Source organism: Sphingobacterium sp. G1-14, assembly GCF_002196555.1.
GTDB lineage: Bacteria > Bacteroidota > Bacteroidia > Sphingobacteriales > Sphingobacteriaceae > Sphingobacterium > Sphingobacterium siyangense.
On the sequence record NZ_CP021381.1, the window covers coordinates 2704489 to 2727894 of the forward strand.

24 protein-coding genes and 1 pseudogene are annotated in these 23406 nt (G+C 38.7%); 14 read left to right on the forward strand and 11 right to left on the reverse strand.

Annotated elements, in window-relative coordinates:
• Positions 1-394: 394 nt before the first annotated feature.
• Positions 395-550 (reverse strand): hypothetical protein, encoded by a 156-nt coding sequence (locus CBM24_RS11260; protein ID WP_157698433.1) that lies wholly within the window; start codon positions 548-550, stop codon positions 395-397.
• A gap of 211 nt (positions 551-761) precedes the next feature.
• Here CBM24_RS11260 and dinB point away from each other — a divergent pair, with 211 nt between their 5' ends.
• The 5 genes from dinB to CBM24_RS11290 all read left to right on the forward strand — a co-directional run bounded on the left by dinB (position 762) and on the right by CBM24_RS11290 (position 7750).
• Positions 762-1943, forward strand: coding sequence for a DNA polymerase IV (gene dinB / locus CBM24_RS11265; protein ID WP_088161297.1), 1182 nt, complete (start codon positions 762-764; stop codon positions 1941-1943).
• Positions 1924-4860, forward strand: coding sequence for a DNA polymerase III subunit alpha (locus tag CBM24_RS11270; RefSeq protein ID WP_088161298.1), 2937 nt, complete (start codon positions 1924-1926; stop codon positions 4858-4860). Before dinB ends, CBM24_RS11270 begins: the two co-directional genes overlap by 20 nt.
• A 132-nt stretch (positions 4861-4992) precedes the next feature.
• A complete protein-coding gene (locus tag CBM24_RS11275) occupies positions 4993-5907 on the forward strand; it encodes an Rpn family recombination-promoting nuclease/putative transposase (protein WP_088161299.1) in 915 nt (304 codons plus the stop codon).
• Positions 5908-6367: 460 nt separating this feature from the next.
• Positions 6368-6841, forward strand: coding sequence for a hypothetical protein (locus CBM24_RS11285; RefSeq protein ID WP_157698434.1), 474 nt, complete (start codon positions 6368-6370; stop codon positions 6839-6841).
• Positions 6842-6952: 111 nt separating this feature from the next.
• Positions 6953-7750, forward strand: coding sequence for an SOS response-associated peptidase (locus tag CBM24_RS11290; RefSeq protein WP_088161302.1), 798 nt, complete (start codon positions 6953-6955; stop codon positions 7748-7750).
• A gap of 25 nt (positions 7751-7775) precedes the next feature.
• On the opposite strand, the gene CBM24_RS11295 is transcribed toward CBM24_RS11290, so the two are convergent.
• From CBM24_RS11295 to CBM24_RS11315, 5 genes are all read right to left on the reverse strand, one after another.
• Positions 7776-8045: a hypothetical protein gene (locus tag CBM24_RS11295; RefSeq protein WP_088161303.1), complete on the reverse strand. Its 270-nt coding sequence runs from the start codon at positions 8043-8045 to the stop codon at positions 7776-7778.
• A gap of 105 nt (positions 8046-8150) precedes the next feature.
• On the reverse strand, positions 8151-8570 hold the full coding sequence (locus CBM24_RS11300) for a GtrA family protein (RefSeq protein WP_088161304.1): 420 nt from the start codon (positions 8568-8570) through the stop codon (positions 8151-8153).
• Positions 8571-8625: 55 nt separating this feature from the next.
• Positions 8626-9138: a hypothetical protein gene (locus CBM24_RS11305; protein ID WP_157698435.1), complete on the reverse strand. Its 513-nt coding sequence runs from the start codon at positions 9136-9138 to the stop codon at positions 8626-8628.
• A gap of 7 nt (positions 9139-9145) precedes the next feature.
• The gene (locus CBM24_RS11310; RefSeq protein WP_088161306.1) at positions 9146-9523 is read right to left on the reverse strand and encodes a hypothetical protein; all 378 of its coding nucleotides are present in this window, start codon (positions 9521-9523) and stop codon (positions 9146-9148) included.
• Positions 9516-9788: a hypothetical protein gene (locus CBM24_RS11315; protein ID WP_088161307.1), complete on the reverse strand. Its 273-nt coding sequence runs from the start codon at positions 9786-9788 to the stop codon at positions 9516-9518. The genes CBM24_RS11310 and CBM24_RS11315 overlap by 8 nt, the downstream gene beginning before the upstream one ends.
• A 265-nt stretch (positions 9789-10053) precedes the next feature.
• On the opposite strand from CBM24_RS11315, the gene CBM24_RS11320 reads away from it, so the two are divergent.
• The 4 genes from CBM24_RS11320 (at position 10054) to CBM24_RS11340 (ending at position 14305) form a co-directional block, all read left to right on the forward strand.
• Positions 10054-11385, forward strand: a complete 1332-nt coding sequence (locus CBM24_RS11320; protein ID WP_088161308.1) for a C1 family peptidase — start codon at positions 10054-10056, stop codon at positions 11383-11385.
• Between the two features lie 205 nt (positions 11386-11590).
• Positions 11591-12187 (forward strand): hypothetical protein, encoded by a 597-nt coding sequence (locus CBM24_RS11325; protein ID WP_088161309.1) that lies wholly within the window; start codon positions 11591-11593, stop codon positions 12185-12187.
• 70 nt (positions 12188-12257) lie between these two features.
• Positions 12258-13673 (forward strand): hypothetical protein, encoded by a 1416-nt coding sequence (locus CBM24_RS11330; protein ID WP_157698436.1) that lies wholly within the window; start codon positions 12258-12260, stop codon positions 13671-13673.
• 380 nt (positions 13674-14053) lie between these two features.
• The gene (locus tag CBM24_RS11340; protein ID WP_088161312.1) at positions 14054-14305 is read left to right on the forward strand and encodes a hypothetical protein; all 252 of its coding nucleotides are present in this window, start codon (positions 14054-14056) and stop codon (positions 14303-14305) included.
• A gap of 423 nt (positions 14306-14728) precedes the next feature.
• Here the strand turns inward: CBM24_RS11340 and CBM24_RS11345 are convergent, their stop codons facing one another.
• Complete coding sequence (locus tag CBM24_RS11345) at positions 14729-15124, reverse strand: (deoxy)nucleoside triphosphate pyrophosphohydrolase (RefSeq protein ID WP_088161313.1); 396 nt, start codon at positions 15122-15124, stop codon at positions 14729-14731.
• Between the two features lie 365 nt (positions 15125-15489).
• On the opposite strand from CBM24_RS11345, the gene CBM24_RS11350 reads away from it, so the two are divergent.
• The 3 genes from CBM24_RS11350 to CBM24_RS11360 all read left to right on the forward strand — a co-directional run bounded on the left by CBM24_RS11350 (position 15490) and on the right by CBM24_RS11360 (position 18135).
• Positions 15490-16650 (forward strand): PD-(D/E)XK nuclease family protein, encoded by a 1161-nt coding sequence (locus CBM24_RS11350; RefSeq protein WP_088161314.1) that lies wholly within the window; start codon positions 15490-15492, stop codon positions 16648-16650.
• 280 nt (positions 16651-16930) lie between these two features.
• Positions 16931-17137, forward strand: coding sequence for a hypothetical protein (locus CBM24_RS11355; protein ID WP_088161315.1), 207 nt, complete (start codon positions 16931-16933; stop codon positions 17135-17137).
• Positions 17138-17175: 38 nt separating this feature from the next.
• Positions 17176-18135, forward strand: a complete 960-nt coding sequence (locus CBM24_RS11360; protein WP_088161316.1) for an HNH endonuclease — start codon at positions 17176-17178, stop codon at positions 18133-18135.
• Positions 18136-18140: 5 nt separating this feature from the next.
• Here CBM24_RS11360 and CBM24_RS11365 read toward each other — a convergent pair whose 3' ends face one another.
• A complete protein-coding gene (locus CBM24_RS11365) occupies positions 18141-18623 on the reverse strand; it encodes a very short patch repair endonuclease (protein ID WP_088161317.1) in 483 nt (160 codons plus the stop codon).
• Between the two features lie 235 nt (positions 18624-18858).
• Between CBM24_RS11365 and CBM24_RS11370 the strand changes: the two genes are divergently transcribed.
• Both CBM24_RS11370 and CBM24_RS11375 read left to right on the forward strand, forming a co-directional pair.
• Positions 18859-19920: a DNA cytosine methyltransferase gene (locus CBM24_RS11370; protein ID WP_088161318.1), complete on the forward strand. Its 1062-nt coding sequence runs from the start codon at positions 18859-18861 to the stop codon at positions 19918-19920.
• Between the two features lies 1 nt (position 19921).
• On the forward strand, positions 19922-21877 hold the full coding sequence (locus CBM24_RS11375) for an ATP-binding protein (protein WP_157698438.1): 1956 nt from the start codon (positions 19922-19924) through the stop codon (positions 21875-21877).
• Between the two features lie 433 nt (positions 21878-22310).
• On the opposite strand, the gene CBM24_RS28065 is transcribed toward CBM24_RS11375, so the two are convergent.
• The 3 genes and pseudogenes from CBM24_RS28065 to CBM24_RS27525 all read right to left on the reverse strand — a co-directional run bounded on the left by CBM24_RS28065 (position 22311) and on the right by CBM24_RS27525 (position 23303).
• A complete protein-coding gene (locus CBM24_RS28065; protein ID WP_088163533.1) occupies positions 22311-22802 on the reverse strand; it encodes an HNH endonuclease signature motif containing protein in 492 nt (163 codons plus the stop codon).
• Positions 22748-22972, reverse strand: a pseudogene (locus CBM24_RS11385) (IS66 family transposase); the annotation flags it as partial. The gene CBM24_RS28065 and the pseudogene CBM24_RS11385, both read right to left, overlap by 55 nt.
• A 127-nt stretch (positions 22973-23099) precedes the next feature.
• Positions 23100-23303, reverse strand: coding sequence for a helix-turn-helix domain-containing protein (locus CBM24_RS27525; protein ID WP_198386096.1), 204 nt, complete (start codon positions 23301-23303; stop codon positions 23100-23102).
• Positions 23304-23406 lie beyond the last annotated feature (103 nt).

Consider the following 23406-nt stretch of genomic DNA (forward strand, 5'->3'; position numbering starts at 1 on the left):
ATTCACATCTCAATGAAGGGTATTTTTCTCAAAAGATAACGTATATGCAACATCAATATGTGTCAAACCATTAGGTGTTCGGTGATGTTCACGGTGAAAGAATAATTCATTAAATGAAGGTGATGAAGATTAAATAGAATAGGTTGTATGGTGGAATGATATTATTTTTAAATTCACTAGAATCAATCTCTGTCGAAGAGTCTTCGAATTGCTCTATTGTTTTTTTGAGTTCTTTCCGCTCGCAACAATACTAAGGCTAATCAATAACAGCAATGATAAGGTAATTAGGTAAGGTCTTTTGCTTTAGCTCAAAGCCGCCGAAGCCCCTTAACATGTAACCAAGGCGGGCATCTAATAAGCATTACCTCCCTTAACGATTAACAAGGGAGGCTTTTTATTTTTCCCTTTTCTGCTTTACCAGCACGATCCAATCATCTTGTACGCTTTCTGTAACCACCAATAATCGCGCATCGTCTATTGACAATAAATCGTCCTCCCAAAGTGGAGTTGTGCTGGTTTGAGCGAGCAGTTGCTCCAGATTTCCTTTCATGGGTTTACGGCATGCGCACCGCATTTCCGCCATAAGTAAGTGAAGTTTAAGCCAATCCTTTACTATAAATTATATCGCTGACAATGAATGTGATAAAAATTAAATCATTTCTCGCTGTTGATTGTTTGCTAATAATATTAGTAATTTTGAATGCAGCAATTACCAAAAATCAAAGGCGACAATACAGGGCCTTTGATACAATTGAAAAAACATGGAGAGGAGTATAGTACATTGTGATCTCGATACATTTTTTGTATCTGTCGAGCGCTTGCAGAACAGCAAGCTCATCGGAGTACCCGTGCTCATAGGAGGAAGTAGTGACCGCGGGGTAGTTGCATCTTGTTCCTATGAGGCCCGCAAGTTTGGCGTGCATTCCGCTATGCCAATGCGGCTGGCGCTGCGCATGTGTCCAGAGGCGGTGGTCGTACGGGGCGATCACGATCGGTACAGTCATTATTCGGGTATAGTTACACAAATTATTGAAGAAGAAACGCCCATCGTCGAAAAAGCCAGTATAGACGAACATTACCTTGATGTCTCCGGTATGGACCGCTTTTTTGGCTGTTGGAAATGGACACAGGAACTCCGCCAGCGTATTATCCGAGAGACTGGATTGCCCATTAGCTTTGGCCTGTCGGTCAACAAGACCGTCTCCAAGATTGCCACCGGTACCGCCAAACCCTGTGGTGAAAAGCAGGTACAAAACGGTGCCGAAAAAGGTTTCCTCGCACCACTATCCATCCGTAAAATTCCCATGGTAGGCGAGAAGTCCTTTACCTTGCTCCGAAATATGGGAATTTCCAAAATCGGAACCTTACAGCAGATGGAAGTGTTCACCATGCAAAAGGTCCTCGGGGAAAACGGGATCAACATCTGGCGTAAAGCCAATGGGCTCGATGATTCCCTGGTGTTGCCTTTTCGGGAGCAAAAGTCCATGTCCAAAGAAAATACCTTTCAGCAGGATACCATCGATATGGATGTCCTTCGCCGAACGCTGATCAGTATGGTCGATATGCTCGCTTTCGATCTGCGCAAAGAGCAGAAGCTGACGAGCTGCGTTACCCTCAAGATTCGTTATAGCAACTTCGATACCCATACCCAACAGCTGCAAATCGGTTATACCAATTCGGATCGAAAGCTTACCGATGTGGTACTTGCACTCTTCAAGAAACTCTATAGCCGCAGGATGCTGATAAGGCTTATCGGGATCAAATTCTCCGGTCTGATCTATGGTTCCTATCAGACCGATCTCTTTGACGACAGTGCCGAGGAGGTCAACCTTATGCAGGCCATGGACAAGATCCGAAAACGCTATGGGGCTGAATTTCTGATGAAGGCCATCTGTGCACCGCTGCCGGAGAAAGGAGGGGAGCATGCTCTTAAATCTACATAGCTATTATAGCCTGCGTTTTGGCACGCTCAGCCTGCAGGATCTTATTTCGGGCATGCTGGCCGGCGGTTATGACACTGCCGTGCTTACCGATATTAATAACAGCTCGGGATCGCTGGATTTTATCAAACTGGGCCGTGCTGCCGGACTGAATTTACTGGCGGGAATGGAATTCCGCAACGGCGATCAGCTTTGTTTTGTCGCCATTGCCAAAAACGAACAGGGCTTTCGTGAGATCAATGAATACCGCACCAAACTCAATCTGGAAAACCGCGCTACACCAGAGCGTGCGCCCGAATTTGAGCAGGTCTTTGTCATCTATCCCTTTAGCAAGCTTAATGGTTTTCCATTGCGGGATTTCGAATACATCGGCATCCGGCCCAGCGAGCGCACACGGGCCCAACTGATGGACCGCAAGGTTCTTGATCGTTGTGTAATACTCGCACCAGTCAGTTTCCGAAAAGCCGATTATACCTTACATCGGCAGTTGAGGGCGATTGATAACAACTTGCTGATCTCGCAGCTCGGCGATGAGCAGATAGCTGCCGAGGACGAGGTGTTTATCCCTCGGGTCAAGCTGATGCGCTTATTTTCCGACTTGCCCCAATTGCTGGCCAACACCAACCGTATACTAGGCCAGTGTTCTTTCAGCTTTGATTTTACCAGCGTCAAAAATAAAGCAACCTTTACCGGTAACCGCTACAACGATAAGCAGCTTTTGCACAAGTACTGCATGGATGGCTTTACCAGGCGCTATGGCCGCAATGACCGGGTCGTGACCGAACGTATCCAGCGGGAGCTTGAGATTATCGAAAACCTGCGTTTTTCCAGTTATTTCCTGATTACAGACGATATCTGTCGCTATGCACGGGGCCGCAATTTTCACTATGTAGGCCGTGGCTCAGGAGCCAATTCTGCTGTTGCTTATTGCTTAGGGATCACCGATGTTGACCCGATTGCGCTCAAGCTTCCCTTTGAGCGTTTTCTCAATCCCAAGCGCAAGAGTCCGCCTGATTTCGATGTGGACTTTAGCTGGAATGAGCGTGACGAAATGTACGATTATATCTTCAACCGTTATCAGACCGGTCATACAGCCTTGATGGGCGCTATGAGCACCTTTCGTTCCCGCAGCATCCTGCGCGAGCTGGGTAAGGTGTACGGACTGCCCAAGGCCGAGATCGACCGACTCGTGCATGAACCCGAGCATATGCTCAACAAGAATGAAGTAACCAACACCATATTAAGCGTGTACAACCGCATGGCCGATTTCCCCAATCAACGCACCATACACGCCAGTGGCGTGCTGATCTCGGAGGAACCATTGACCTGTTATTCAGCAATGGACAATCCGCCCAAGGGATTGCCGACCATGCAGTTTGATATGTACGTGGCCGAAGATATCGGTTTTGAAAAGTTCGATATCCTTTCGCAACGTGGCATCGGCCATATTAAAGATTGCCGTACCATTGTGCGGGAAAACTTGGGGGTAGTCATTGATACCGATAACCCCAAGCGTTTCTTTCAGGATGTCCATATTGCCGCCCAGCTCAAATCGGCCAATACCATCGGTTGCTTCTATATCGAGAGTCCGGCGATGCGGCAGCTGCTCACCAAGTTGCGTTGCGATGATTACCTGACTTTAGTGGCTGCCTCATCCATTATTCGGCCCGGTGTGGCCAGTTCGGGCATGATGGGCGAATATATCCGCCGGCATCACGACCCCACGACGGTCGTCTATCCACATCCCGTATTTAAGGAGCAGCTTGAAGAGACCTACGGCGTGATGGTTTATCAGGAAGATGTGATGAAGATCGCCAATGCCTATGGCGGGCTCGATATGGCCGATGCCGATGTGCTGCGGCGCATGATGTCGGGCAAATATCGCAGCAAAGACCACCTGATCGAAATTGAGGATAAGTTCTTTTCCAACTGTAAGGCCAAAGGCTATGACGAGAAGACTAGCCGCGAGATATGGCGGCAGATGGAGAGTTTTGCCGGTTATTCCTTTAACAAGGCGCATTCAGCATCCTTTGCCGTAGAGAGTTATCAGAGTCTTTTCCTCAAGACCTACTATCCTTTGGAGTTTATGGTTGCGGTGCTCAACAATTATGGCGGGTTTTACAATCGTAAGGTCTATGTCAATGAAGCACGAATTTCAGGTGGCAATATCTGCCTGCCCTGTGTCAATCAGTCGGTCTTTAATACCTCCATTCAGGGTAAGGACATTTACCTGGGTTTTGACTGCCTGCTCAATTTGGAAGGTAAACTGGCTCATCGCATTATTGAGGAACGCGAAGCCAATGGCAAGTACACCAGTCTAGAAAACTTTGTCAAACGGACACAGACGGGTATTGAGCAGATCGTTATTTTGATTCGTGTGGGTGCCTTGCGTTTTACAGGGACGGGGAAAAAGCAATTGCTGTGGGCGGCTCATCTGATGATGAGCAGGCATAAGCCTGTGACAGCGGGTATAGCGCTCTTTGAGACCGAAAGTCGCAAGCCTATTCTTCCGCCTTTGGAAGAAGATATCCTGGAGGATTATTACGACGAGATGGAGCTGATTGGCTTTTGCGTAACGGGTACGCTATTTGATCTTACCAAAAGCGATCATCGGGGCGATATGGCCGCTCGGGAACTCCATTTGCATGAAGGAAAGATAGTACGTGTGGTGGGAGATTTTGTTTGTGAGAAATTCGTGAAGACCAAGCGTGGCGACCTGATGAAATTTGGTACTTTCCTCGATGCCGAGGGGCGATTTTTTGATACCGTCCATTTCCCGCAGAGCCTAGCCAAATATCCGCTCCGTGGGGCAGGAATCTATTTGGTTGAAGGCAAAGTTGTTCTGGAATACGGTTGCCCTTCCGTTGAGGTGATCCGCTGTGGCAAGATGCCGCTAAAACCCGATCCGAGGAGTGAATAGGACGGAAATGATCTTCATCGGGGAACTTGTTTTAATTCATATACATACTAATATTTTTATGCTAAAAATATTAGTATTAAAATGTTTTTTTACTTATATTTGCATTGTTAACCAATTTAAAAACAATGTATTATGAGTGAGTTGAAACAGTCGAAATATATCGATATTACAACAGATTATGGATTTAAAAAAGTTTTCGGATCAGATACCAATAAAGATCTTCTGATCGCTTTCTTAAACGAACTGTTTAGAGGACGCAAGATTATTGCTGACCTGTATTATAACAAAAATGAGCATGTCGGGGATACAGAGGATATCGGTACCGTTATTTTTGATCTGACCTGTACGGCAGACAATGGCGAACGTTTTATTATTGAAGTGCAGCGCACGGCGCAGGATAATTTGAAAAAGCGCATGCTTTATTACAGCAGTAAATTGATAGCGGATCAGGCACCCAAAGGCAACCGAAGGGCTTGGAATTATGCAATTAGTGAAGTTTATATCATTGTACTGATGGATGGATTTGCAATGCCTGATGCGGGGGATGAGAAGTATTTTCTGCACGATATTTGTTTATGTTATCGAGATCATGGTAAAATATTTTATGACGATCTAGGCTTTATATATGTGGAATTGGTTAACTTTGTTAAAGCTGAGGCAGAGTTAGTTAATGATTTAGATCGTTGGCTTTATGTACTCAAAAATATGTCTTCGCTAAATGGACTTTCCACTTATTTGCGTAAGCCTATTTTTGAGAAGTTATTTCAGTTAGCAGAGTATAGCAAACTAAAACCGGAGGAACGAGAGATGTACAACGTAAGTTTAAGGAATAAATGGGATGCCGAGAGTATCCGAAGTAGTCAGGAGGAGCAATTGAAACGAGCGAGCGAAAAAGCAATGGCTGAGGGAAAAGCCGAAGGAAAGGCGGAAGTAATAAAAAATCTTTTGTCTTCGAATAAATTTTCGATATCGGAGATAGCCGAATTAACGAACGTCACTGTAGAGTTTGTAAAGCAGATCGAGGCAGAGAAGGCTAAAGGAAAATAAAACAGATTACAATATAAGATTTTAAGGTCACTTGGATACTGTCTAAGTGGCCTTTTTCTTTTTTATAGGTTAAGTTGGTCTTAGACAATACCATTTTGAATAAGCTCTCATTTAAATAAAATAATTGTGAAGCAGGGAATACGAACTCAACCTTTTTATAAAAGATCAAACGAAAGCAAATCAACCATTGTTATATCCATACTTTCATAAATTAGTTAATAACAGGTAGTAAAAACCTTGAGATCCCCCTCCTCAAGGTTTTTTTTATTTTTTCAAACGAATTTTATATTTCTGTTGTCCTTTAGTCGAAAAATGAGAAGATTGCTTTTGCTGGCTTGATTTGCACTTGTTAGGCCAGCATTTTTTTGAAACCGACTATCCCATTATTGGGATCATAACTATATATATCAGGGCTGGTTTATTCCGGCCTTTTTTAGGATATAAATCCTATCTTAGTCCTATGCTGTACAATCCCTTTGAACAAATCACCAAAAGTTCGTTTTGCGAGCTCGTCGAGTCGGGCTACGCCGACTTTGTGCTGCAGCGTTTTGAGTGGCCCGATGTCAAGGAAAAGACAGGCTTTCTGCTCACGTCGTATGATGATAAAGAAGCCGCCGATCAGCATGCCCATCAACTGGGGGCAAAGGAGGGAAGGGCTTTGCAGCTGCCGCAGGATGCCGATAAGATCGAAAGCTTGTTGGAAACAGGATCAGGCTATCGTATTTTTCTCAATCGCATCAAGGAGGAGAATTGGGATAAGCGTATGCTCAAGCTGTATGAAAAAAATATTGTCAATTACCTGCGTACCAAGACCAGGTTTGAGCGCAAAAATCCAATCGATATCCTATTCTCCTTAGCATATGGTCGGGTAGTAGCTACCATTAGCGATGGACAGACCAAAAAGAAAGTATTTGCTATCGAGATCCTTCGGTAATCAGATCCGGTCCGAACCAGAAAGCAGCCATTTTCTTGTCCTAGGGCAATCCGTATTTACAGCACAAATTGCGTATATTCGTATCAAAGCCAAACAAAAAAGGATACCATTATGTGCTGGGATATTAGCCTCCATACCGATATTGAGATTATCAAAAAGACCTTTCCGCAATTGCGGGACGAGCGCCGTCAATTGGATTACAATTATGACTATCTGGAAAACGTGCAGGCCATTACCTTTCCCAAATATCCGATCCTGTATAAGGACAAGGACTCAAGCCAGCTGGCCTTGACCGAGATGGAGTGGGGGGTATTGCCTACCTATATTGACGATCCCAAACTGCAGGCCGATCGCAGGCGCAATATGATTAATGTGCGTAGCGAACGTATCCTGGAAGATAAAAAGTCCTATTGGTACCGTTTGCGCAAGCAACGTTGCCTTATCCCTGTGAGTGGTACCTTTGAGCATAGAGCTGTAAAGGGCTGGAAAAAGAAAGTCCCTTATTTCATCGGTGAAGCGGGAAGAGAGCTATTCTATTTACCAGGTCTGTACCAGTGGCATGAGACGGTGGATGAGGATGGTGTGGTTGAACGTGTAGGATCTTTTGGTATGCTTACGCGCGCCGCCAATGAAGTGATGGCCAATATCCATAATGACGGTCCCAATAAACATCGTATGCCTTTGTTTTTGCCTGAGGATCTCGAGCGTCAGTGGATCGAGGATATTAACGAAGAGAATATGCCACCGATTTTTCGATTTGAGATGCCCAATGAAAAGTTGAAACATTATCCAGTGTATACCTTGAGAGGATATCCAAACCGACCCGATGGTAAACACCGTTATGAGCAATTTGATTGGGAGGGATTACCACCATTGGGGAGTGATACGGCGCAGACTTCGTTATTTTAATCGAAGGCCACATATAACTAGCACCTTAGTTTACTAAGGTGCTTTTTGCTTTTCGTATCCCCGGGCAGTCCGATCTTAATTGTAAGTTAGCCCATATATATCCATCCAGATACTTGTAAAGATCATTTAAGTCTGCTACATCCTGACTTGTTTGAAAACAAGGGTGAAACCAAATCCAAAAATTCTCTTGGTCTTTATAAGGATAGGGTAGTGGTACAATCACAGTACCACGGAATAAATCTCCAGGATCTTCCTTATACCTGAAGTGTGTAAACTTTTCGTTCAAATTTTTCATAACTGTCATTTGGAGCGAATGCTAAAAATGCTGTTCCGGAAAATTATTAGTAGGGTAAGCCTACCATTTCATCATCGCCAAATAATTGTAAAGATCAAGTATTGTTTATACAAGTATTTTATTATTCGCAGCCCTTAAATCCTTATTGTTAAAAACCCAAAAGCGGTTTATTACGTAATTCCAAATAGCAGATGTTGCAATCGCTAAAATCTTAGAAAAGTAGAAATTTAGATATAATAAATCGCTGAAAGCATAGATCGCTACAGTACTTAATGATAATCCTACTAATGAAGTTAGGAAAAAAGCGATAAATTGCTTAGTAAAATTATCCTTGTTATCAAAAGTCCAAGCTTTGTTCCAGTAAAAGTTATTTGTCACTGCAATACAAAATCCCACTATGTGTGAAATGTAAATATTAAATTCTAGAAATTCTTTAAAAAAATATGTAGCTGAAATATCTATCATAGCACCAGATAATCCTACGATAGAAAATTTCAAAATTTTAGTACTTTCAGCTCTTTTCATTTCGATATGATTATTTTTTATGAAATATTAAATCCCAAAAATTTTGTTCCTAATATTATTTTCTTCGAATTTCTGTAACAATATCCTTTTCGGTCTGAAGTTTGAAGCCTTTTTTTCGGTTCTTTTTTATCGAAATCTGGATGTCTTCCAAATTCTCAGGTAGGACATTTTCGTTAAGAACAAATAAATAATGGTTAATCACTCGATATAAATCGAGTTTGGAAATCGTATATTTATTGGGATCAAAGGGCACATTCTTATTTACATATGTATAAAAAAGCAATTCCTTCTCCAACTCAGCGCTTTTAATCGCATTATCGATATACTGTTTGTATGCATTTGAATTAGACTTGAGCTTCTTTATATATCCAATATAAGAATTGTAGCAAGAATCTTTTTGTCTATTATAAATTTCGGGACGTTTTGCCGCATATCCTTTTATCTTTTCATATTGATGCTTCGCCGTAATCAATTTACTAATTTCTAATTCAAACTTATTATTACCTTTAATTTGGGAAAACGCCATTTGAAATAGTATCAAAAATGCGAATGTTATAACTGATTTCATATTATATTTATTTTTTTCTATAATAAACTCTTGATTGATATGTTTCACCTCCAAATGTGTAAGTCGGGTTCGTTGATCCATATTCAGGAGGAACATCCCTTGGATGATGGCTTATTATTTCATATTCACCCATTTTACTACTGATTAAAGACGCTTTTCCATTTATTGCTTCAATTACTTTTCCTGAATGCAATAAACCGTGACTTGTTCCATCTGGAGTGACACCATTATACATGACTACATCACCTGCCTGAACATCTCCAGTGACCTTCATCCATTCCGAAGTTGGTAATCCTATACTATAAACCCATTTAGGTCGCCCCATATCTGCTGCCGTTCCTGTAGCATACTCCGGGCCAAAAGTGTAGTAATGGCAGTTATGCATCAGGATTAGCAACTTCAACACCATTTACGATAATATCCCATGGTTGTAATGGACTAAGCCATTGTGCATAATTTCCATCCGCAAGACGAATTCTCCATAAGTAAGTGTTCGGCGATTCATCCTGAGAACTAGATTGTCCACTACCATTATCACCACCCCCGCCACCCCCGCCGTAGGGGGGACCCCCTGAGTTATTTCCAGACCCACTTCCACTTCCACTTCCGGATCCTCCTTTAGAAGGGCACGTATGAGAAATGTAGTACAATGTAATTGTTTCTAAACAACTTCCTACATAGTGTAAAGACTCTATATAGGTTAATCATATTGCGATTTTAAAATGTACCAAAATAATTTGTACAAAATTAAAGGTAAAGAATTTCTATAGTGTTTTATTTAGAATGATTGTAAGCGAAAATTAATAGTTATAATCCATTTATTAAAGTATTCAATAAATGGATTATGATTTTAGAGTTTTGTTAATTACTTTTACGTAGTTCAAGCCCAATTGATCATTAACCATTTTATTCATTATGAAAAAAAATCAAAGAAGTAGAATATTCTCGATAACATTTATCTTTTTGGTTGCATTACTTTTGTACAGGGGCGAAAGTGTAGGGCAGGGGCTAGTTTTCTTGTCCGAAAGTGAATATAAAAAAATTCCTTTGGCTTCAACTGCCATGATGGGAAATCTCCCCGAAAGTAAAGATCTATCTGAGTGGTTTCCGCAACCTGGAGATCAAGGCGCACAATCTTCTTGTGTTGCTTGGGCGGTTTGTTATGCTTTGAAATCTTATCAAGAGGCAGTAGAGAAAAGGCGCAAACCTACAGATTATTCTCAAATATTTTCACCATCCTACATTTATAATCAAATTAAGTTAAGTGGCTGTGGTAGTGGTTCGTATATTGATCGAGCTCTTGATTTAATAAAGCAAGAAGGTGTTGTTCCATATAATCAGTTTCCCTACGACGAATTCAATTGTTTAAGGATGCCTTCCAGTTCCGAAAAAAATAATGCAAAACCTTATGCGATTGCAGAATGGAGGACTGTCCCTTTAGAAAATCAAGTAGATGTAAAAAGCCATATTGCAAGTGGATTTCCAGTTGTAATTGGAATGATGATTGATGAAGGTTTTCAAGCACTGAGAGGGGGAAATATTTACCATTACTCTTCTGGGAATGAAAAAGGAGGACATGCGATGGTGGTGGTAGGATATGATGATCATAAAGGTGCATTTAAAGTAATAAATTCCTGGGGTACCCAATGGGGAGATGGAGGGTTTGGTTGGATATCTTATACAGCATTTAAAAACCGGGTAAGAGAAGCATATTCTGCTCAGGACATTGTAGTTAATGACCCTACCACAATAAATCCGGTATCACCTGTTACTCCAAATCCTTCTATCAATCCAGTTATTGATATTCCAGCTCCAGTTCCCTCAGCCAATATCAGTGCCTCGCTAAATATATTGAATGTAACGCACAATGTCCCTGTTAATATTAATGGTGCTCAATATCCAGGAATGGCTATTTCAGTGCCGGGCTCAATTATTAATGCCAGAGGTTCCTCCGCACAAATTGTTATTAGGTTCCTCATGCCAGATGGCAAACCGCTTCAGGCAAACATTTATGAGCCTACGTTTCGTGACATTCATGGTTCCGTTGCTGTTGGAAGCCCTGTTTTGCCGGTTCTTAATGATCCTGCACAAACTGGTACTAAAACATTTGTAATTCCTTATTATGCTTTAAATTTAATTCCAACTAATGGGGTTCAGTCATATTCTTTATTCGCTGTTGCAACTTTATACATCAACAATTTTGAAAAAGCGCGTTCCCCAATGACAAATATGATAGTTCGGTATTAATTCCTGTCCATATAATATCGCAGTACTGAAATTTTAAATTCAATGGGAATCGAGGGGCATATTGCAGACACATTCGATGACGGTGGAGGGGTATTTAAGAAAAAGAAATGAAATATGCCTTAAGAGTATTTTAACTACTACTCAAAAAGAAAAAATTAAGACCGACGAACGCAAACCCGACAGCCGCGTTTAAAAACAAATATTTATGAAAAAAATTGTCCAATTATGCATACTTCTAATATGTTTAACAATTACTGCTCAAGCACAATTTTCACTAAGGAAAATACTTAAATCGGGTGAAAAAGCAGTTAGAAATGTTAGCAGAAGTGTGGAAAAAGGTGTTCAGGACATTAATAAAACATCAGGAATTGCAATCCACGATTTAGGTAAAGCAACCGGAAAAGCCGCTGATGATGCAAGAAGAACTATTGAAAAGGGGCTTCAGGATGCTTCGAGAGAATCAGGTAGAGCAGGTAAAAATATTGTTGAAGAAACAGGCCGGGTTGGATCGAATACAGTAGATATATTCAAAGCGATTGAAAAATATACGACAACAAATATTAATGGAACTTTAGAAATAGCAAAATCAACAGAACAGAGGATCCGAGAAGGAAAGTTTCTTGATGCTGTATTTCATGCTGCTTTGGATCCTCTAACGGTTAAAGAAGAGGCTGCTTTTATGGCGACACAGCAAAGTAAATATTTAAATACAGCCGCCGCTACCGCGGCCAGCGTTTATGGAGGTCCCGGGGGGGGCTGCTGCCTATGCTGCTTGGCAAACTTACAAAGTTTCTGGGGGTAATGCGGAACTGGCATTTAGAGCTGGGATTATAACCGGATTAACAAGTTCGGCTCTTAAAGGCGTCGGGGAAATGAACGGTATAGAAATAAAAGATATGGTTCAGAAATCTGTATTGGCGGGAACCGTCGGTGGATTGGCTATTGCAGCAAGTGGTGGCTCGGAAGAAGATATTAAAAGAGGCTTTATTCTTGGTGGAGGTATGGTATTAGTTCAGGATTTATATCAGAATTATGTGGGGCATCCTTTAGAAGCCTCACCCGCTACTAAAGATCCCTATTGTATTTCTTTAAATGACCCGACCTGTAATACACTTAGAAACGCTTATTACACGGATTCAGATGGAAATCAGGTATTTGATGCGTCTAAGCTAGACCGTAATGCAAGTCATGTAGGAATGGGAACAACATTTGATAGAAATGGAAAACCTATAATTTTGGAAAAAGGAATTAAATGGTACTCTGCATCTGACCAGTCAACTTTAATGAGGACTGTTGCAAAAGTCCCAGGTATGAATGCAATGGGGCTATTTCACGATAAGTTTGTTGTGAGTTGGGCAATAAGTGATAATATTGGAAATCAACTTACCATTTACCCCGCAATGCTATTTACTTACTTGGGAACTGATGGTGGAATAATTACTAAAATTGCAGAGACTAATAGTCAGGATCAAAGGAAACTGAGTGAACCTGTAGTAAAAAAGGATCAATTCACAAGTTCTGATATAAAATTATCGGATAATCAGGGAGGTGATTATTATTTTAGGAATAATACTATCTATAATCAATGGGGAAACATTGTGGATTTCGATAAATTGCCTAGCGAAATTCGAGAAAAATTAAATGACATTCCGGTCCGGGGTGCAATACAGGATGTGATGTTTGATTTCTCTAATCCTGGAACGAAACTAGCGGAACTTCCAGAAAATATACCATGTGGATTTAGTGGAAACCCAGACAACTTTACCCCTTTGCCTTCCATAGAATATGCCATAAAGTATTTAGATAACAAGAATTGGGAAGATTATGGTATGAAAAACATGCTTACAACAAAACATATTAACGCGCCAATTGGTTCAATAATATATGTTCGTAACGTTGTAAATGGTGCACTTGTTCGTACTTATGTAATTGGTGGACTTTCTGAAATTGAGGTAAATTCTGGTGCAACTTTAATTCTATCGGATCCAGTATTAAAGCAACTTGGTGCTACCGGCAATAGCCTTTGGGTTGAAACTGATTATGAAGATATTGGCGTAGAAAAATTGGTATTTCAAAAGGGGAGTAATGAGAAACTCGCATTTGATAATTTGAGGAATGGAAAATGGAGACTTAGAGTTTATGATGATTTCCAAACTATATATACCATAAACGATTACAATAACCAGCTTCCGATCAATCTACCACAAGGACGATATGGATTCGAAATAGTTGATACCTCTCCACTGCAAACTTATCGGGCATATACGGGAACTTTTGTTGTAAATTGACGCCATTAATTCTTGGTCTTATACGTCTATAGCTTTACAGCTTTGGTTAAAAACGTAAAGGAAACATGAATGAATAAGCCTTATCAAGATTTGAATTCGAAGAAGAATTTTAAGAGAAATTAGTAGAGCTGGTGCTTTATAAAAATGTGTCAACAGAACAAGCAGCAAGAAAGTATGGACTACCCAATTCGACGATCTTAATCAATTGGATTAACAATTACAAATGTAAATTAGAAAAGTCCAATCTTAGCTGTCGGAGAAATGAGGTACGTATAGTACTACTCTTGTTGAGCGAGAGAAGTGTCAAATTGTAAGACAACGAATTTCACATTTATATTATCTATTTGATTGGAATTTAAAATATACGAAACTAAATAAAAATGAAAAAGCACCCTGATTTAAGAAGATTAATCTCTAATTCATATAACGGAGATCACAAATTTGCAATTAACTATTCTAATATTGAAGCTGCACAAGGAGCAATTTTAGAGGCTAATAAAAATTTTGTGGGATTCAATGAATATTTAGATTTGCATATAGAGTACCTTATAATAGAGGGCTGTTCAGTCAATCATATAAATGAACAGCTTAGGAAAGTGAGTAATATTTCATCTTATTTTATTAATGCCTAATCTAAAAAAGATTAGGCAGCAGAACTGCCGATTCTAAACTTTAAGAATCAATAAACTATGGAAGTAAATCATCTAAATTTATGTGATGCTTGTAAAGCTCTTCTTGGAAAGGGAAGACATACTCCCCCGCATAGAAATTTACGGCATCCGGTTTTAAGCCTGGCGAGTACTGATTGATCCGAAGGAAAAGCTGTATCCAAACCTAAAGATTCAATTTCATCGCTCTTAATTTGGCGCTATTTTAAAAAGATTGCCTATTTCGCGTTTATGAATGCTGAACTAGTTCTTTAACTCAGTGCCTTTAGCCATGTTAAGAGAAAGAATACCAAATATGGATTGGCACCACATAAGCCGATCTTGCTCTCGACTTTTGTTGAGTTTGTTGAAAAGGGTATCGTGATCAATAATCGCATTGAAGTGATTTCACTTCCTGAGATACCGTTGTGTTAAATATTCATCCACAATAGGAAAATCAGCCTCTGCCCAGTCGTAGTCTCTTAATTGATTCGCATCTACCCATATGGCTTGCGCATGTTCCAATGATTTGACTTCACCATTTAACAAACTGCATAGGAAGGGGTACAGTTGTATAGAAAAATCAGAATAATGATATTCAACAGTTGAAAGTGTGTTATTAATCTCTATCTCAATATCGAGTTCTTCTTTTATTTCTCTGCGAAGACAGTCCTCTTTTGATTCGCCTTGTTCGATTTTTCCACCTGGGAATTCCCATTTTAAAGGTAATTTCATCGAATTGGAACGTTGACAAATCAATATTTTATCGGCATGTTCTATAATTGCACAGGTTACTTGTAGCATAGTGATTTAAAGATAATCATTTTCCAGTATAGCCCAATTGAAATTTACTAGGTATGGGTTCCCGTAAAATTAATCGTTTGTTATAAACTAACTTCATCTCTTAAAATTATCATAATAGAGATTTGCATAAATTTATTAATTCAAAATAAATAATGTATATTAGCGAGAGGTTTTAGCCGACCTCAATAGAAAAGAAAAAAGCCAGGATTAACCAAAGATACTTTTGATTAAGAACAATTGAATCGATTTTATTTGGGCAAATAGATATTACAGTTATTTGCTAATAATTAGTTACAGTAAATGCTTTTGTCTGTTGGTTTGAAAGCCTGTCTATTCATAGGAACTACATATATAAAATAATATAAATGATCGATGCCAATATTGAAAACTTCTTTCGGGAAGTGAGAAACAAAAATGAGCTTCAGTCCAAACTGAATGAAGCTTACAGAAAGACCTTAACGTTAGATTTTAATCCACTGAATTTTGTGAAGTGGAACGAGAATAAAGTGTCTGAAATAATTGCATTTCTATTAGATCCGCAGGCTTCTCATGAACAGGGAGATCTTTATCTCCGTATGTTCGTCGAGTATTTTGAATTATCATTTCGTTATACGGATATTTCAAAGGTTCGTGTGACGCTAGAAGAGAATACCGATGAAAGTCGTCGTGTTGATATTGTTATTTCTTATGACAACTTCAAACGCGTTATTGGTATAGAGAATAAAATATATCCCTGGACAAGGGATCAAGATTTTCAAGTAGCCGATTACATCAAGCATTTAAAAACCTATTGCAAAACTGATGATTACCATTTAATCTATCTCGCTCCTCAAGGTAAAATACTTAGTAAGGATAGCGCTGGTGAAGATTATGAAGAAATGCTTACTGATGGCAAATTAAAGCAGATCAATTATGAGGAGCATATCATAGACCTCGTACATCGATTTGCGATGCATACCGATAATGATCGTGTACGCTCATTTATCAGGGATTTTGAATTGAAATTAAGAGAAAATTTTATTGGAATAAATATGATGGAACAAAATGATGTTGTTAAATACATAAAAGAAAGCGAAGAAAATATCCGTACAGCTTTTACTGTGGCACGTGATCTAGTTGCGGTAAAAGAATTATTACGTGCAGACTTTTATAAGCAGATGCATGAGATAGCTGCAGAGTTAAATGTTTTATTTGTCGAAGAGCATAATCATTTCGTATTGCCAAACTTTAGTAAATTGTATGCCAAGTTTAATTTCGAAAGTGGTGGACTGATTTATGGCTTAGTAAAAACTCCTGAATTTAATGCCGAACATCCCGATAAGAAATATATTCCTGAAATTGCACGTCATCTGAAAATTCAATTTAATACCTCGCATTGGTGGCCACTATGGAAATTTCTTTATGAGAAGATTGAAATTAATGACACTATGTGGTTGGATATTCGGAGTGGAAAACTAAAAAGTACTGTAAAGCATTTTCTTCAAGATGTTTTGTCACTTCCTTTAGATTTGACAAAGGATCTATAAACTTAATTGGTAGACTTACTTATTTTACGAAAATTTTCAAATAGGTATTAATTTACTGTTTTAAATTGGATGGTTTAATAGTAATCTAGTTGATATGAAGAAGAATATAGTTGAATAAGTTTTCACTTTTATGGACAACACTATTTCCAACTAATCTTACGAACTTTGATTTTGATCGAAGCCCAAAGCCGGTTAACATTTAGCCAAAGCGGACATCTAGCTAACATTTCCTCCCTTGACGGTTAACAAGGGAGGCTTTTTGTTTGAAAAAAATAGCAGTATGACCGAATTGAAAGAACATATCGAAATTTTTAAAGAGTCCTACGGTACGCGGTTTGAAGCCTGGCGGGTACTGATTGATCCCAAGGAAAAGTTGTATCCAGTTTATTGGAAATGGGACGAGGGAAAGTTTGAGCATAGGGAATTTGCGGTTCGATCGATGAAACGCCTTTATCCAAACCTAGAGATTCGATTTCATCGCTCTTAATTTGGCGCTATTTTAAAAAGATTGCCTATTTTGTGTTTATGAATGCTGAACTAATTCCTTACCTCAGAGCCTTTACCCATGTTAAGAGAGCCAATACCAGATATGGACTGGCACCACATAAGCCGATCTTGCTCTCGATTTTGGTTGAGCTTATTGAAAAGGGTATCGTGATCAATAATCGCATTGAAGTTAATGTTGATCTTGTTGGACTATTTCAGGAAAACTGGCGCTTGCTGGTGCGCTCTGCGCATCAACCAGACTTTACCCAACCTTGCTATTATCTACAGTCCGATAAGGCAGCAAACGGAAATTTCTGGCATCTATACGCCAATCCCGGGTTTCAGATCAATGCGCATATCAAAAGTGTCAAGACACTTTCCGAAGTGGTAGAATATGGATCGTTCGACGATAAGTTTGCCATGTTGCTTAGTGATCCGTTGAACCGCGAGACAGTTCGAGATCAGCTACTTTCAACTTATTTTCCAGCTGAGCGGCAAGCATATTACCGTCAAAAGGAACTGAATGACGGCTTTTACCAAGAAGTGCAATCTTTGGTACTCAACGAGCCCGAGGCACAGTACAAACATATCTCTATTCAGACAGAGGAAGATGTGTTTGTCAGATCGGGGTTGTTTAAACGCTATATCCCGCAGCTCTATCAGGACACTTGCGCGATGACGGGCATGCGGATGCGGTCTACTTTTAAGTACAACTTTATTGATGCGTGCCATATCGTTCCTTTTGCTGTGACGCATGATGACAAGGTGACGAATGGCATAGCGCTCTGTCCAAATTTGCACCGCGCATTCGATAGGGGACTGGTTAGTATAGATGAAAATTACACCATTATAGTTTCAGGGCATATCGACGAATTAGTAGACCATCCTTATAGCCTGTCAAAACTAAAAGGAAAGCCAATTTTAGTTCCTGAACTACAACGCTATTATCCATCGCAGGAAAACTTAGCCTGGCATCGGGAGAATGTTTTCAAAGGATAGTACAGTTATTTCCAAAGTTTTCTGGTTTCTAAGAATAACTCTATCTGATTTATAACTTTAGGAAGGTTTTTAAGAATGTCCTGTGTCCAGAACCTGAATACGACATAGTCCATATCCCGCAGGGCCTTATTGACACGGATATCCTTTTGCATGTTACGTTCGATCTTAGGGATCCAGAATAGGCGATTTGATTTAATTGTTTCTCGCTTGTTTTTCCAGTCGAACCCGTGCCAGAATTCTCCGTCAACAAATATCGCCAGTTTATATTTTTTTATGACGATGTCGGGAGTGCCCGGCAAGGATTTGTCATGAAGGCGAAAACGAATATTTTTTGACCACAGCGCTTTTCGAAGGATAAGTTCTGGTTTGGAATTACGACTTCTGATTTTGGACATTTTGTAGCTCTGTTTTGCGTTAGTATAGAATCCTGACGCTTCTTCAAAGCGCGGAAAATGAATACTATCGTTTTCGTCATCGTAGATTGCCATTGCTCAAATTTAGAGATAATGTAGGAAGAAAATATATATTTATTATATGAAGCCAATTCATTTTGAATCCTAAAAAATAAATATTTTTAGTTTTTTGTTAGTTAATTGTGACTGTATTTAAATTTTTTTATATCAGATGTTTAGCTTTTTAGAGAAAATAATATTATACACATTCTTTTTATATTGAATCTAAATATCTATTTTTAAGCATTTAATTTGCGGTAATCTGTTTTTAATGGAAAGTAAGAAAATAGGAGTTGTAGACCTCTTTTGCGGTATTGGGGGACTAAGTCATGGCATGTTTCTTAATGGCTTTGACATCCTTTCAGGATATGACATAGATAGCACTTGTGAGTATGCATTTGAAAAGAATAATAAGTCGAAATTTTATGCTAGAAATATAAAAGAGGTTAACGGGACAGATATTTCGTCTGCTTACAAAAAAGATCAGATAAAAGTTCTTGCTGGCTGTGCCCCTTGTCAACCATTTTCTTCATACTCTTTTAAAATAAAAGAGAAAGATCAAAATAAATATGATTTATTATATGAATTTGGCCGATTGGTTAAAGAGTCAAAGCCTGACATCATAACAATGGAAAATGTCGTTCAGATTTTGTCATTTAAACAAAAACCCGTTTTAGAAGATTTTAAGAATACACTAATCGATTTAGGGTATCACGTGTCTATAAATAAAGTGTTTTGTCCTGATTATGGTATTCCGCAAAGAAGGACTAGGATTGTACTTCTAGCTTCTCGCTTCGGGGAAATAGAAATTATCCCAAAAACACATTCTAAAGATAATTATATTACTGTTCGTCAAGCAATAGGAAATTTGCCCAGGATTGAAGCAGGTGAAGTAGATCGAAATGATAAATTCCACAGAAGCAGAAATTTAAATGAAATAAATCTTAAACGGATCAAAGCAACACCGGAAGGGGGAAGTTGGAAAGATTGGCCAGAAGCACTTTTGCTCGAATGTCATAAACGAGATTCTGGTAAAAGTTTTGGAAGTGTATATGGCCGTATGAAGTGGGATGAACCATCACCTACAATGACAACATTGTGCATTGGGCTGGGTAACGGTCGTTTTGGTCATCCTGAACAAGATCGAGCTATTTCGCTTAGGGAAGCTGCAATTTTACAATCGTTTCCTAATAATTATTCTTTTTTTGAAAATGAAGATACTATTTCTTTAGCCAGGGCATCGCGATACATAGGAAATGCTGTTCCTCCAAAACTTGGTGATGTTATAGCAAAGAGTATAAAAGTACATTTAGAATTCTATGGTAAAGTTTAGAATGGAAATTGATTTAAATGTTTTAAATCATTTAGGTCTTAGTTTATATAGCAATACACCGTCTGTGCTTTCAGAAATCGTTGCAAATAGCTACGATGCGGACGCGACAGAAGTAAGGATTTATACAGATGACGATACGGACAAAATTACCATTGTTGACAATGGTAACGGTATGGATGTTAATGATATTAATAATAAATTTCTCAGAGTAGGATATCAAAAGCGTAAATCTGGAGAAAGCAAGTCTCCTAAATTTTCAAGGGATGTAATGGGAAGAAAGGGTATTGGAAAATTATCATTATTTTCTATTGCAGAAACGATTGAAATTCATACAATAAAAGATAATAATGAAAATGCTTTTCGTATGAACTTGCAGGATATTCAACGAAGTATAGAGATCACTTCTAATGATGAAAAACAGCTTTTAACTGGAGAAAAAGGCTATTCACCTGAAATTATATCAGTGAATAAGGATTATCTTAGGAAAAATGGTACGAAAATAATAATCTCTAATCTCAAGAAAAATATTTCACGAACCGAGGAATATTTAAAACGAAGGCTTTCTCGAAGATTCTCTCTAATGAATCCAAAAGGAGGATTTACAATATTTATAAATGATGTAGAAGTTGGTATAAATGACAGAGGATATATTGAAAAAATTGATATTGCTTGGCCAATAGGAGATTATAAAATGCCTGGAATTTTTAAAGGCAATTTACAGCCAAATCTTGATGGGAAAATTGTAAATAACGATGTTATTGTTTCTGGGTGGATCGGAAGTGTTAATAAGCCAAGTGATTTGGTAACTGACACGGATGATACTAATAACAAGATCAGTATTATTTGTCGTGGTAAACTAGCTCAAGAAGATATCCTGAAATTTTTTAATGAGGGAGGTATTTATGCCAGTTATTTAATAGGCGAAATACACGCTGACTTTCTTGACGAAGATGATAAAATTGATATAGCAACATCGAGTAGGCAAAATTTTATAGAAGACGATGAAAGATTCCAGAGCTTGAGAGCCCACGTATATCAACTGTTAAAGATAATACAAGGCCAATGGACAAATTTAAGGTCAGAGAATGCCACGGCTCAGGCAACTCAAAATAATCAAGCTCTGAATAGTTGGTATTCTTCTTTAAAAGCTGATGAAAAAAAGCAGGCAAAGAAGTTATTTACTACTGTGGAATCATTACATTTTGACAATAATGAGGATGAGAAACGAAAGGAACTATATAAATATGGAATTTTGTCTTTCGAAAAATTAAGAGCTAGAAACAAACTGAGTGAATTAGAGGATATTTCTCTACAAGATTTATTGAAATTTAAAGAAATATTTTCAGATTTGCAGGATATAGAAGCAGCTATGTATTACGATATTGCAAGTGAACGGGTCGAAATTATCAGAAAACTAAAAGAATCTACGGATACAAATGCGAGAGAGAAGGTTCTCCAAGAGCACTTGTTTGACAATTTATGGCTTTTGAATAGTTCTTGGGAAAGGGCGACGGCTGGATCTGAACTTATGGAGCAAAATATTCACAGAGCATTTGAATCTATTACAGATAAATTAACTGAAGAAGAAAAAAAGGCAAGATTTGATATTAAATATAGAACGTCATCCGATAAACACGTGATAATTGAGCTTAAAAGGTATAAGGCGGGGTATTCTATAGATACCTTTTCTTTAGGTGCACAAATTAATAAGTATATAACCGCTCTTAAAAAGTGTCTTGAAAGCACTGGCAAACATAATCCACACATAGAAGCAATATGTGTTGTGGGGCCTGACGCTTTAGATGATATTGAGGAAACTAACAAGCATCTAAAGGTACAGAATGGTATTGCCGTAACATATGATTCATTAATTGAAAACGCCTTTACAAGTTACTCTACTTATCTCGAAAATAATCGTAAAGTTGGAAAACTGAGGGAGCTAATTGACAAATTGTAGTTATTCGGTTTACATTTTTTTTGAATATAAAAAAAATGTAAAAAAAAATGAAGTATTCTGCTCAACTATAAGGAATTTAGAGTCGGCCAATCAATTGTGTAAATAAAAATACGTTGAGATCATGGAGTGGTAGTCATAAAGTTTAGAGCCTCTGTATCTGATTATCTGGATGGATGTGATGGCACCCATAAGATGAAAGAAGATCTCCGCATTGTATCGCGTGTAGTATATATTGTTCTGGGCACTGGCCGCAGTGATACAGATATTAGATATTTCTCATGGAAGAGGGCTGCTAAAAGATGATCTGTAGGCGGATTTTACACTATGATTGGGACTATACGTTATCTATGATAATGGGATAATTCATTACTAATAATATTCATATTCAATTATTCAAACGATACAGCCCATTAAAGAAAAGATCTCATCCCTATTATTTATGATCTTTTTTGAATACTGTTAACCGATGATATTCCATATATTTTTTGCTACCATCCCTAAATCTAATTTTTAAAGATTTTTTTATAACAAAGATCTCTGCATCGGTAAATAAATCAGAGATCAGTACATGTCCATGATCATCAAAAGAGATTAGCCCTTTGTCAAAGAGCTTGTCGAAGTTAGGTAAAAGGAGAAGGCCGTTGTTTGGGTCAACTTTTTCAAAATTGTCACATTTGCTCCATGGTTTGATATGGGAAGCAATCAGAAGATCTTTGTTGAGATAGCCCGAAATTGCGCAACCTTCACCTTTTTTAATTAAGCTATTTTTAAATCTGCCCTGGCCAAGACGGGCTAAAATTAGCGCTTCTTTTTCACCACCTTCTTTATTACTGTTGACAATGTCAACGATCTCGTTGAAGCGTATCCGTCCTATGAAGTACAGGCGCTTTTCTTTTCTACTATTTTCTTGAAGTTTTGAGGATATAGATCCGTTATATTTTTATGATTTATGGAAGCTATATTCTGCAGGGTGTGCTTTAACCACTGAAAAGGGTTTACTTCATGTTTTTTGCAGATGGCGAAGAATGAATATATCATTGCTGAACGCTGTGCTGCCTCATGACTTCCTGCGAACAACCAATTTTTTCGCCCCAGGTTATGTAAAGTTTTACATAACCTGGGAGAAAGTCTAAGAAAAAAAAGGTAATATTGTCAGGTCATTGGTAATGATAACCCTTGAACCAAAATCAGGGGGGTCAGTATGCCCGGAATGGGGTCAACATCATCGGAATATGCACCCTGCGTAGAACGACTTTTCCAACAGGGGGTCCTCCTGTTTAAGAAGTTCTTCCGTATTGAAACCGCCGTCGGCCATCTTTTTGAGATAGGACTTCACGGTATTCTTGCTCATACCAAGGATGCGGGCGATTGTTTTTATCCCGCTACCGCTCTGGTACAATCTGATTAATTGCTTTATCTGACTCATTCGTTTTGGTTTTCCAGCCATCAGTGATCCGAATTGTTTGATCACTAAGTAACAAAAACTACTTGCTAAGGGGTCAGCATGCTCCAGCGCAATGAACTGAAAA

Bases quoted from the DNA above. Each gene is read 5' to 3' on its own strand.
- CBM24_RS11260 (WP_157698433.1), bottom strand. From the start codon at position 550: ATGAAAGGAAATCTGGAGCAACTGCTCGCTCAAACCAGCACAACTCCA.
- dinB (WP_088161297.1), top strand. From the start codon at position 762: ATGGAGAGGAGTATAGTACATTGTGATCTCGATACATTTTTTGTATCT.
- CBM24_RS11270 (WP_088161298.1), top strand. From the start codon at position 1,924: ATGCTCTTAAATCTACATAGCTATTATAGCCTGCGTTTTGGCACGCTC.
- CBM24_RS11275 (WP_088161299.1), top strand. From the start codon at position 4,993: ATGAGTGAGTTGAAACAGTCGAAATATATCGATATTACAACAGATTAT.
- CBM24_RS11285 (WP_157698434.1), top strand. From the start codon at position 6,368: ATGCTGTACAATCCCTTTGAACAAATCACCAAAAGTTCGTTTTGCGAG.
- CBM24_RS11290 (WP_088161302.1), top strand. From the start codon at position 6,953: ATGTGCTGGGATATTAGCCTCCATACCGATATTGAGATTATCAAAAAG.
- CBM24_RS11295 (WP_088161303.1), bottom strand. From the start codon at position 8,045: ATGAAAAATTTGAACGAAAAGTTTACACACTTCAGGTATAAGGAAGAT.
- CBM24_RS11300 (WP_088161304.1), bottom strand. From the start codon at position 8,570: ATGAAAAGAGCTGAAAGTACTAAAATTTTGAAATTTTCTATCGTAGGA.
- CBM24_RS11305 (WP_157698435.1), bottom strand. From the start codon at position 9,138: ATGAAATCAGTTATAACATTCGCATTTTTGATACTATTTCAAATGGCG.
- CBM24_RS11310 (WP_088161306.1), bottom strand. From the start codon at position 9,523: ATGCATAACTGCCATTACTACACTTTTGGCCCGGAGTATGCTACAGGA.
- CBM24_RS11320 (WP_088161308.1), top strand. From the start codon at position 10,054: ATGAAAAAAAATCAAAGAAGTAGAATATTCTCGATAACATTTATCTTT.
- CBM24_RS11325 (WP_088161309.1), top strand. From the start codon at position 11,591: ATGAAAAAAATTGTCCAATTATGCATACTTCTAATATGTTTAACAATT.
- CBM24_RS11330 (WP_157698436.1), top strand. From the start codon at position 12,258: ATGAACGGTATAGAAATAAAAGATATGGTTCAGAAATCTGTATTGGCG.
- CBM24_RS11340 (WP_088161312.1), top strand. From the start codon at position 14,054: ATGAAAAAGCACCCTGATTTAAGAAGATTAATCTCTAATTCATATAAC.
- CBM24_RS11345 (WP_088161313.1), bottom strand. From the start codon at position 15,124: ATGCTACAAGTAACCTGTGCAATTATAGAACATGCCGATAAAATATTG.
- CBM24_RS11350 (WP_088161314.1), top strand. From the start codon at position 15,490: ATGATCGATGCCAATATTGAAAACTTCTTTCGGGAAGTGAGAAACAAA.
- CBM24_RS11355 (WP_088161315.1), top strand. From the start codon at position 16,931: ATGACCGAATTGAAAGAACATATCGAAATTTTTAAAGAGTCCTACGGT.
- CBM24_RS11360 (WP_088161316.1), top strand. From the start codon at position 17,176: ATGAATGCTGAACTAATTCCTTACCTCAGAGCCTTTACCCATGTTAAG.
- CBM24_RS11365 (WP_088161317.1), bottom strand. From the start codon at position 18,623: ATGGCAATCTACGATGACGAAAACGATAGTATTCATTTTCCGCGCTTT.
- CBM24_RS11370 (WP_088161318.1), top strand. From the start codon at position 18,859: ATGGAAAGTAAGAAAATAGGAGTTGTAGACCTCTTTTGCGGTATTGGG.
- CBM24_RS11375 (WP_157698438.1), top strand. From the start codon at position 19,922: ATGGAAATTGATTTAAATGTTTTAAATCATTTAGGTCTTAGTTTATAT.
- CBM24_RS27525 (WP_198386096.1), bottom strand. From the start codon at position 23,303: ATGAGTCAGATAAAGCAATTAATCAGATTGTACCAGAGCGGTAGCGGG.